The 8,283-nt window shown below is 70.0% G+C and carries 8 protein-coding genes; 3 read left to right on the top strand and 5 right to left on the bottom strand.

What is annotated here, in order from left to right; all coding sequences use genetic code 11:
- Together ABD747_RS01500 and ABD747_RS01495 are read left to right on the top strand one after the other, a co-directional pair.
- On the top strand, positions 1-954 hold a 954-nt coding region (locus tag ABD747_RS01500; protein ID WP_344801300.1), incomplete at its 5' end, for an MFS transporter.
- 54 nt (positions 955-1,008) lie between these two features.
- Entirely contained in the window at positions 1,009-1,575 is a 567-nt protein-coding gene (locus tag ABD747_RS01495; RefSeq protein WP_344801299.1) for a cysteine hydrolase family protein, read from the top strand.
- A 22-nt stretch (positions 1,576-1,597) separates the two neighbouring features.
- Here the strand turns inward: ABD747_RS01495 and ABD747_RS01490 are convergent, their stop codons facing one another.
- Together ABD747_RS01490 and ABD747_RS01485 are read right to left on the bottom strand one after the other, a co-directional pair.
- Positions 1,598-2,071, bottom strand: coding sequence for a DUF6069 family protein (locus ABD747_RS01490; RefSeq protein ID WP_344801298.1), 474 nt, complete (start codon positions 2,069-2,071; stop codon positions 1,598-1,600).
- A gap of 163 nt (positions 2,072-2,234) precedes the next feature.
- Positions 2,235-3,488, bottom strand: a complete 1,254-nt coding sequence (locus tag ABD747_RS01485) for an MFS transporter (RefSeq protein ID WP_344801297.1) — start codon at positions 3,486-3,488, stop codon at positions 2,235-2,237.
- Positions 3,489-3,610: 122 nt separating this feature from the next.
- On the opposite strand from ABD747_RS01485, the gene ABD747_RS01480 reads away from it, so the two are divergent.
- Positions 3,611-4,753 (top strand): MBL fold metallo-hydrolase, encoded by a 1,143-nt coding sequence (locus ABD747_RS01480; RefSeq protein WP_344801296.1) that lies wholly within the window; start codon positions 3,611-3,613, stop codon positions 4,751-4,753.
- A gap of 4 nt (positions 4,754-4,757) precedes the next feature.
- Here the strand turns inward: ABD747_RS01480 and ABD747_RS01475 are convergent, their stop codons facing one another.
- The 3 genes from ABD747_RS01475 to ABD747_RS01465 form a co-directional block, all read right to left on the bottom strand.
- The gene (locus ABD747_RS01475) at positions 4,758-6,263 is read right to left on the bottom strand and encodes an APC family permease (RefSeq protein WP_344801295.1); all 1,506 of its coding nucleotides are present in this window, start codon (positions 6,261-6,263) and stop codon (positions 4,758-4,760) included.
- 179 nt (positions 6,264-6,442) lie between these two features.
- Positions 6,443-7,306: a fumarylacetoacetate hydrolase family protein gene (locus tag ABD747_RS01470; protein WP_344801294.1), complete on the bottom strand. Its 864-nt coding sequence runs from the start codon at positions 7,304-7,306 to the stop codon at positions 6,443-6,445.
- Between the two features lie 21 nt (positions 7,307-7,327).
- Complete coding sequence (locus ABD747_RS01465; RefSeq protein WP_344801293.1) at positions 7,328-8,281, bottom strand: DODA-type extradiol aromatic ring-opening family dioxygenase; 954 nt, start codon at positions 8,279-8,281, stop codon at positions 7,328-7,330.
- Positions 8,282-8,283 lie beyond the last annotated feature (2 nt).

Here is an 8,283-nt window from a genome sequence, read left to right as displayed (position 1 = left end):
GTGGCCCTCAGCCCGAACGTGGAGACGCTGCTCGCGCTCCGGTTCGTCGAGGGACTGGCCCTCGGTGGGCTACCGGCGCTGGCGATGACCTACCTGCACGACGAGGTCGACGGGCGGCATACCCCGGTCGCCGCGGCCGCATACATCTCCGGAACCACTGTCGGCGGGGCCTGCGGCCGGCTGATCGCCGGCCCACTGGCCGCGGTGGCCGGCTGGCGGCTCGCCCTGGCTGGCGTCGCGGCCGTGTGCTTGGCGGCTGCGGTCGTGTTCCTCCGGCTGATGCCGCCCGCCCGTGCGTACGCACCGGTCCGGCCGTCCCTGCGCGTGCTGGCCGGCAACGTCCGGGCCTGCGTATCCGACCCCCTGCTGGTGGCGCTCTATCTCCAGCCGATGCTGATCATGGGCGGGTTCGTCGCGGTGTACAACTATCTCGGGTTCCGGCTGGAGGGGCCCGAGTTCGGGCTGCCGACGGTGGTCGCATCGCTGATCTTCGCCGCGTACGGCGCCGGCACGGTGTCGTCCCGCCTGGTCGGGCGCTGGATCCCGCGCTTCGGCCGGCCGGCGGTGCTCCTCGCCGGCACCGCGGCAATGATCGTCGGCGCCGTGCTGACCCTCGGCCCCTCACTCGTCCTGGTCGTCGCCGGACTGCTGGTGCTGACCGCCGGCACGTTCGTCGCCCATGCCACCGCGTCGGCCTGGGTCGGCCATCGCGCCCGGGTCGGCCGCGCCCAGGCGACCGCGCTCTACAACGTCGCGCTCTACACCGGTTCGGCCGTGATCGGCTGGCTGGTCGGTTTCGTCTGGGTGTCCCGCGGCTGGCCGGCGACCGTGGCCGTGGTGATCGCCCTCGCACTCCTGGCCATGGCCGTGGCGGGTGCCGGGCAGCGGTTCTCCCGCCGTCGGTCCGCCGGTCGCGACGGCCGGTCGGGCATGACTGTCAGTACCCGTCCCTAGGCTCGGACGCAGAGACCCGGCGACCGGCCGGGGCAGCCGATTCAGGAGGATCCGATGACGACCCTGACCGATCGACCGAACACCGCTCTCGTCGTGATCGATGTCCAAAACGGCGTCGTCGCCGGCGCGCCGAGACGCGACGAGGTGGTCGCCGCGATCCAGACGCTGGTCGATCGCGCCCGCAGCGCCGACGTCCCGGTGATCTGGGTGCAGCACTCGAGCGACGAACTGGTCGAAGGCAGCGACGCGTGGGAGTACGTCCCGGAGCTGCGCCGCGGCGAGGCCGATCCGCTGATCCCGAAGCGCTACGGCGACTCCTTCGAGGCCACCGAGCTCGAGTCGGTGCTCGCCGAGCGCGGAGTCGGCCGGCTGATCGTGACCGGAGCGCAGACCGATGCCTGTGTCAGGTCCACCCTGCACGGCGCCTTCACCCGCGGCTACGACACGATCCTGGTCGCCGACGCGCACACCACCGAGGACCTCACCGCCTACGGGGCGCCGCCGCCGGAGCAGGTGATCGCGCACACGAATCTCTACTGGGACTTCCAGAGCGCGCCGGGCCGGACGGCCGGGACGGTGCAGAGCGCCGAGGTCTCCTTCGACCCGGTCACCACCGGCTGACTCGTCGTCGGCTCCCGGCCGCTCACCGCGCGCGGGCGGCGGCAACCGGGACCAGGAAGGTGATCACCATGCCGACGACGAAGTTGGTCGTCGCCAGCGCCAGCTGGTCGACCAGCGCGGCGCCGGTGGTGAGGGGCAGCAGCACGGCGAGGGCCGTGCCCAGGGCGGCGATCCAGCCGAAGTACAGCCGCGGTCGCGGCGCGAAGTGCAGGATCACGGTGTAGAGAGCGGAGGCCACCACCGCGATCGCGGCGGCGAGCAGACAGTACGCGCCGAAGCCGACGGCGACCAGCCTGCCGTCGTCGGGCACCAGCACCGGGATGTGCAGCAGCCCGTGCGCGATCACCAAGGCGACCAGCGCCACCATCGCGGCGATGGCGGCGGACAGCGCACTGCCAACCCAGAACCGCCTCGGGTCGATGGTGCGCCGCCCCACGGGAGAGGTGGGGACAGCTGGCAGGTCGAATGCTGTTGCCTCGTGGCTGGATGTGGTCATGGGTTCCTCCTGGGCTTGTGAGCCGCGGGCTCTCTGCCGGCGACAGATCGATCATCGGTCGGGCCGACCGCGATCGCCATCGGCCGATCGTCCGGGCGCCCGGACGAATGGGCGTCCCCCGATCGGAGGACATCCCGGGCCGGACGACGTCGCCGGGCTCGGATCAGGCGCGCCGAGCCCGGAGCGGCCCGGACAGCCGCGGATGCCGGGTGATGACCAGCCCGACTGCTCCGGAGACGATCACGCACACCGTGAGGATTCCCATCAGCAGTCCGCCGTTGGCGTCGATCAGCGCCGGCACAGCGAACATGAAGGCGGCGGCCACCGCGCGCGCCGTGCCGTAGGTCAACCCGAGCGCCGACGCGCGCACCGGGGCCGGAATCAGCAGTTGGCTCCACACCTTGTAGATCGCCTCGCCGGCGAAGACGTTGGACAGACTGTAGAGACCGACCAGGGCCACCATTCCGGCGGCGACCGCTCCCGCCGTGACGGCTCCGACGCCGAACGCGGCGATCTGCAGCACCATCGCGACCACGAACAACCGGTCGCGCCAGACGGTGTCGGCGAGCCGGACGAACACTAGCGACATCACCAGCGCCGGCGGGAAGGCGATCAGCACCAGCCCGGTCGCCTGGCTCTGCGACAAGCGCGTCTGGGTGATCAAGAAGTAGGTGCCGAAGTTGCCCAGGGTGGTCGAGGCGATGTTCCAGAAGACGAAGAAGCCGCCCGTCGCCAGCAACGGGAGGGCGACGTCCCCCTTCAGCAGGGCGCGCCGGTCCGGGCTCGGCGGCACCGCTACGACGGTGGTGGCCGAGCTCGACCGGTCCCGTGCGCTCAGCAGCAGCCGCAGTCCCAGCGTGATCGTGGCCAGCACGACCAGGTGCGCCACCATGATCTGCGTGCCGCGGAAATCGAGCGTGGACACGGCGAAGCCGAGGGCGAAGGTGGCGAGGATGCCGGCGATCCACATGGTCTGGGTCAGCCCGATCAGCCGACCTCGCGCGCTGTCCGGCGCGGCGTCGGCGATCACCGCAAGCGAGGTCGGGACGTCGGCGCCGGCGGCGAGGCCGACCACGATCACACCGCCGATCAGCATCGGCGCGTCGGTCGCGGCGAGGATCAGGACCGTGCCGACCACGAACACACCCAGGTCGTAGCTGAAGACCCGGTTCCGTCCGATCCGGTCGCCGAGCCAGCCGCCGAGCACGGCGCCGAGCGCGATGGCGAAGGCCAGGCCCGCCGTCAGCAACCCGACCTGCCAGACCTCGAGCCCGTAATGGCTGCGCCAGATCGCCAGCGACACCGAGATGGAGATGATGGTGGCCGCGTCCAGGTACGACGCCAGCCCGGCGGCGAACGCCATCCGCCACAGCGCGCCGGGCACGTCGGTCCGCCGCGGAGTCCTCGTCACCCGCACGACGAGATTGTAAGGACTCTGCCGAGCGGGTGCGGCGGTTGCCGCCCGGGCGGCAACCCTTGACAGCCGTTCGTTTGGGACCGTACGTTCGGCCAGGCATCGTCTGACAGAGAGGTCGATGGATGACAGCTTCCGACGTATCCCGTCGCGGACTGCTCGGCGCATCGGCGGCGGTCGCCGCCGCCGGCCTGGCCGGGGTCTCGGCGCCGGCCGAGGCGCACCCGCGGTCCGATCCACGCCATCCCGCGCTTCCGGTCGGCTCGAACCAGCCGCGGTCGACCCAGTTGATCCTGCTCGGGACCTCGGGTGGACCGCCGCCGGACTACGTCCGAACCGGCATCTCCTCGGTGCTCACGGTGGGTGGCCGCAACTACGTGATCGACGCCGGTCGGAGCAGCGTCACCCAGTACCTCAACGCGGGCCTGCTGTTCGCCAACCTCGAGGCGATCTTCATCACCCACCAGCACGCCGATCACCTGGCCGATTACTACAACTACTTCCTGCTCGGCGGGAACGTCACGAACGACTCGAACGACAACCTGTCCGGCCCGGTGCACGTCTACGGCCCCGGGCCGGCCGGTGCACTCCCACCCCCGGTCAGCCCGCCGGCGGACACGGTCGCTCCGCAGAACCCGACCCCGGGCATCAGCGATCTCACCGCGCGACTGACGGAGGGCTACGCCTACAGTCACAACATCTTCATCCGCGAGACGGCGATCCGGGATGTGCGCACCCTGATCGACGTCCACGATGTGCTGCCCCCGGCCTCCGCCGGGGCGAGCGCGCTCGGCGACACGGCGCCGCCGATGGCCCCGTTCGACGTGTTCGAGGACGATCGAGTCCGGGTGAGCGCGATCCTCGTCCCGCACGGACCGGTCTTCCCGTCGTTCGCCTACCGGTTCGACACCGATGACGGCTCCGTCGTGTTCAGCGGCGACACCCGGGCCTCGGACAACGTCGTCCGGCTGGCGCACCGGGCGGACTTCCTCGTGCACGAGGTGCTGGACCTGGAGTTCTACGAGCAACTGGGCGTGCCGGCGCCGCTGCTGGAGCACTTCAAGGTCGGGCACACGCTCACCACCGAGATCGGCGCCCTGGCCCAGCGGGCGCACGTTCGTACGCTCGTGCTGTCCCATCTGGTCCCGTCGAACCCGAAGTGGGTGAGCGACGCCGAGTACCGGCGCAAGTGTCAGCAGGGCTTCGGTGGCACGGTGCACGTCGGCAACGACCTGGACCGGCTGCCGATCCGGCGGCGCCGCCGCTGACCGGTCAGGCGCCGGGCTGCAGGTCGATGTCGCGGTGCCGGCCCATCTGGGCGTACAGCTCGGGGGAGCGGCCCTTGAGGGTGACGGCGGTGATCACGCCGGCCACGGCCGCCACCACGATCAGTGCCGGCAGGATCCAGCGCAACGGGCTCTCCGGGTTGCCGATCAGCAGCCCGAACTGCGAGGCGGCATAGACCGCGACCGCGGCCATCGCGAGGCCGCCCACGATCGGGGCGACCAGGGTCCGCAGCGGGTTGGACTCCAGCTCCCGGTGCCGGGCGAAGAACGCGACGACCGCCACCGACGCCAGTGACATCAGCACGATGATGGCGAGGGTGCCGAGCTGGGTCAGCCAGGTGAACAGCGCCAGCACCGGGTCCTGGCCGGTGACGACGAAGATCAGCACGATCACGAAGGCCAGCACGGACTGGCTCAGCGAACCCATGTGCGGGCTGAGGTGCACCGAGTGGGTCCGGCCGAGCTGGGCGGGCACCAGCCCCTCGCGGCCGAGTGCGAACAGATAGCGCGCAACGGCGTTGTGGAACGCCAGCAGGGCAGCGAACACGCTGGAGATGAACAGCAGGGACATCACGGTGGTGAGCGCGGTGCCGATGTAGGTCGCGCCCAGCTGGAACAAGAACACGGTCGGATCCGGGGTGAGCCCGGCGAGGTACTCCTGCAGCCCGGCGGCTCCTTGGCCCTCGACCATCAGATAGGTCGTCACGGTGTAGAACAGGCCGATGGTCAGCACGGCGACGAACGTCGCCCGCGGCACGGTGCGCTTGGGGTCCCTCGCCTCCTCGCTGTAGATCGTGGTCGCCTCGAAGCCGATGAAGGAGGCGAAGTTGAACAGCAGCGCGATCGCGATCGAGCCGCTGGTGAAGGCGGACCAGGTGAACGGGGCGGCGGTCAGGGGCGCGGTGCCGCCCTGGCCACCCTTGATCAGGATCGCGATGTCCAAGATCAGCACGATCAAGAACTCGAGGCTGACCAGAATCGACAGCACCTTCACCGAGAGGTCGACCTGGCGGTAGCCGAGCACCGCGATGATCGCCATCGCGACGAACACGAACACCCACCACGGGATCGTGATGCCGAGGTTGTCGGCGAAGAACCCGGCCGCGGCTGCGCCGAACAGGCCGTACAGCCCGATCTGCATGGCGTTGTAGCCGAGCAGGGCGATCAGGGCCGCCGCTCCGCCCGAGGGCTGGCGGAGGCCGCGGGCGACGAAGCTGTAGAACGCGCCGGTGCTGGTGTGGTGCCGGGCCATCGTGGTGTAGCCGACCGCGAAGATCAGCAGGATCACGCTGACCACGACGTACGCCAGCGGAATTCCCGGGCCGTTGCCGAGCAGCATCGCGACCGGAGCACCGCCGGCCATCGCCGTCAGCGGCGCGGCGGCGGAGATGACGAAGAACGCGATGCCGAAGACGCCCAGGCTGCCGCGGCGAAGCTGGTGCGCATCGCGCTTGGCGATGTCGGCCGAGGCCGAGTCGTGTTGCTGGCTCACGAGAACTCCCTCGTTGGAGTAGGTGGGTGACGGCGGCGCATTCGCCGACAGAAGATTATTCGGATCCGAACGACAGCGCGAGCGATTCGGGCGAAGTCCCGGTTGTTTCGTCGGGCGGCATAAGGCCCCGTGACCACGTGGGGCGAGAAGGGGCCGGGGCCGAAGCCCCGGCCCCGGCGTCAGTGGGTGCCGGACAGATCCGGCTTGCGGATCCCGCGGAACTCCCAGTCCCCGCCCTGAGCGGTGGAGAGCACCTCCTCGGACTCCGTCGGCTGCGCGCCGACGTCGCTGCGGATCGGCGCCGATCCCTCGACGATGTGGTTGCGCAAGGTGCCCAGACCCTCGACCTCGACCTCCACCACATCGCCGGGATAGACCGTCCGCGAGATGGCCGGCGTGCCGGACATCAAGACGTCACCGGGCTGCAGGGTGATCGTGCGGGCGATGTCTGCGACGAGATAGTGCATGTCCCACTTCATCTCGTCGGTGTTGCCGTCTTGGCGGACCTCACCGTTGACGATGGTCCGGATCTGCTTGCCGTGGAAGTCCCACCCCTCGACCAGACCCGGCCCGAGCGGACACAGGGTGTCGGCGCCCTTGACCCGCAGCATCGACCCCGAGTCGGTGTCGCGGAAGTCGTGCAGGCCGTAGTCGTTGCCGATGGTGTAGCCACGGATGTAGTCGCCCGCCTCCGCGGGCGAGATGTTCTTCGCCGTGCGGCCGATCACGATGGCGATCTCGCCCTCGTAGTTCAGCCATTTGCAGCCGGCCGGACGGACCACGGCCGCGTCGTGCGCATTCAGCGCCGAGACCGGCTTGTGGAAGTACGTCGGCGCCGGCGGCAGCTTCGTCATCATCTCCGCCACCCGGGAGGAGTAGTTGAGATGGACGCAGACGATCTTCGACGGCACGACGGGGGAGAGGTGCACGGCCTCTCCCACGCCGACGGAACGGCCGTCGCCGGCCACCAGCTCGTCGCCGTGCCGGACCACGTCCACGACGTTGCCGTCCAGCAGGATCCGGCGGAATTCCCGAACACTCATGGCGAGGCTCCTTCCGCGTTCTCAGCCTGCGGCGGGCAGGTCGGGGCCGCCGTTTTGGCGGACGTACTGGGGGTCGGTCGGCGTCCGGCGCGGTCCCGGGAAGCCGCCGTCGGGCCGGTCGAACCAGTAGTGCACCTGACCGGTGCCGACGGAGTTCTCGTACTCACCGTAACGGCGGCCGGTGGCGGTGCAGTCACCCTCGCCGAGGGCGCCGATCATCATCAGGTAGTGGCCGAACCGGGCTTCCGGCCGGAACCGGTAGAACTCGTCCATCGTGTCCAGCACCCGGGCGTGGTCGCCGGCCTCGAACCACTCCATCCGCTCGGCGTCGGCCGCTGCGGCCTCCGGGGTGAAGATGTGGTCGACGCCGGCCGCCTCGTGGTCGCGAAGCTTGCGCAGCGGCCAGAACGTGTGGGACAGCGCGCCGGAGGCCAGCAGCACGACCTTCCGGTCGGACTCGGCAATGGCATCGCCGAGGGCCCGGCCGAGACGGAGGTTGTCCTCGGTGTCGGCGGTCTGGCAGACCCCGATGGAGATCCACTTCTTGTCCGGCAGGCCCTGGCCGAGGTATTCCCACAGGTTCGTGGTGGCGTAGAAGATCGGTAGGTGGTCGTCGTCGATCGCGGTGATCCAGGTGGAGTGGTCCGCGCCCTTGGACGCGATTAGGTGGGCCAGCTCGGGATCGCCAGGGAAGTCGTAGGGGCGGCGGGTCATCCCGCGCGGCAGCTCCTCGGAGGTGAACAGCCCGGCCCGGCGCTGCTGCGCGGTCACGACGAACTCGACCGTCGTCGCCCAGTGCGAGTCCAGCACCACCACGGTGTCGTAGTCCAGGGTGTCGAACACCTCCGTCCGCAGCTGCTGGAGACCGGAGACGAGAGTGGAGTCCTCGCCGTTGTTGAGCTCGCGCCGGATCTTTTCCGGCAGCATGATCGTCGGTACGTGGGCGATGAAGCCCGCGCCTACCACCTGACCCATGG

This window comes from Microlunatus ginsengisoli, assembly GCF_039537205.1.
GTDB classification, from domain to species: domain Bacteria; phylum Actinomycetota; class Actinomycetes; order Propionibacteriales; family Propionibacteriaceae; genus Microlunatus; species Microlunatus ginsengisoli.
The sequence above is the reverse complement of the archived record's forward strand: the minus strand, read 5'-3'. Positions and strand labels throughout refer to the sequence as shown.

Excerpts from the sequence above, each read along its gene's own strand:
- ABD747_RS01490 (WP_344801298.1), bottom strand. The coding sequence starts at position 2,071 with ATGACCACATCCAGCCACGAGGCAACAGCATTCGACCTGCCAGCTGTC.
- ABD747_RS01480 (WP_344801296.1), top strand. The coding sequence starts at position 3,611 with ATGACAGCTTCCGACGTATCCCGTCGCGGACTGCTCGGCGCATCGGCG.
- ABD747_RS01465 (WP_344801293.1), bottom strand. The coding sequence starts at position 8,281 with ATGGGTCAGGTGGTAGGCGCGGGCTTCATCGCCCACGTACCGACGATC.
- ABD747_RS01495 (WP_344801299.1), top strand. The coding sequence starts at position 1,009 with ATGACGACCCTGACCGATCGACCGAACACCGCTCTCGTCGTGATCGAT.
- ABD747_RS01470 (WP_344801294.1), bottom strand. The coding sequence starts at position 7,306 with ATGAGTGTTCGGGAATTCCGCCGGATCCTGCTGGACGGCAACGTCGTG.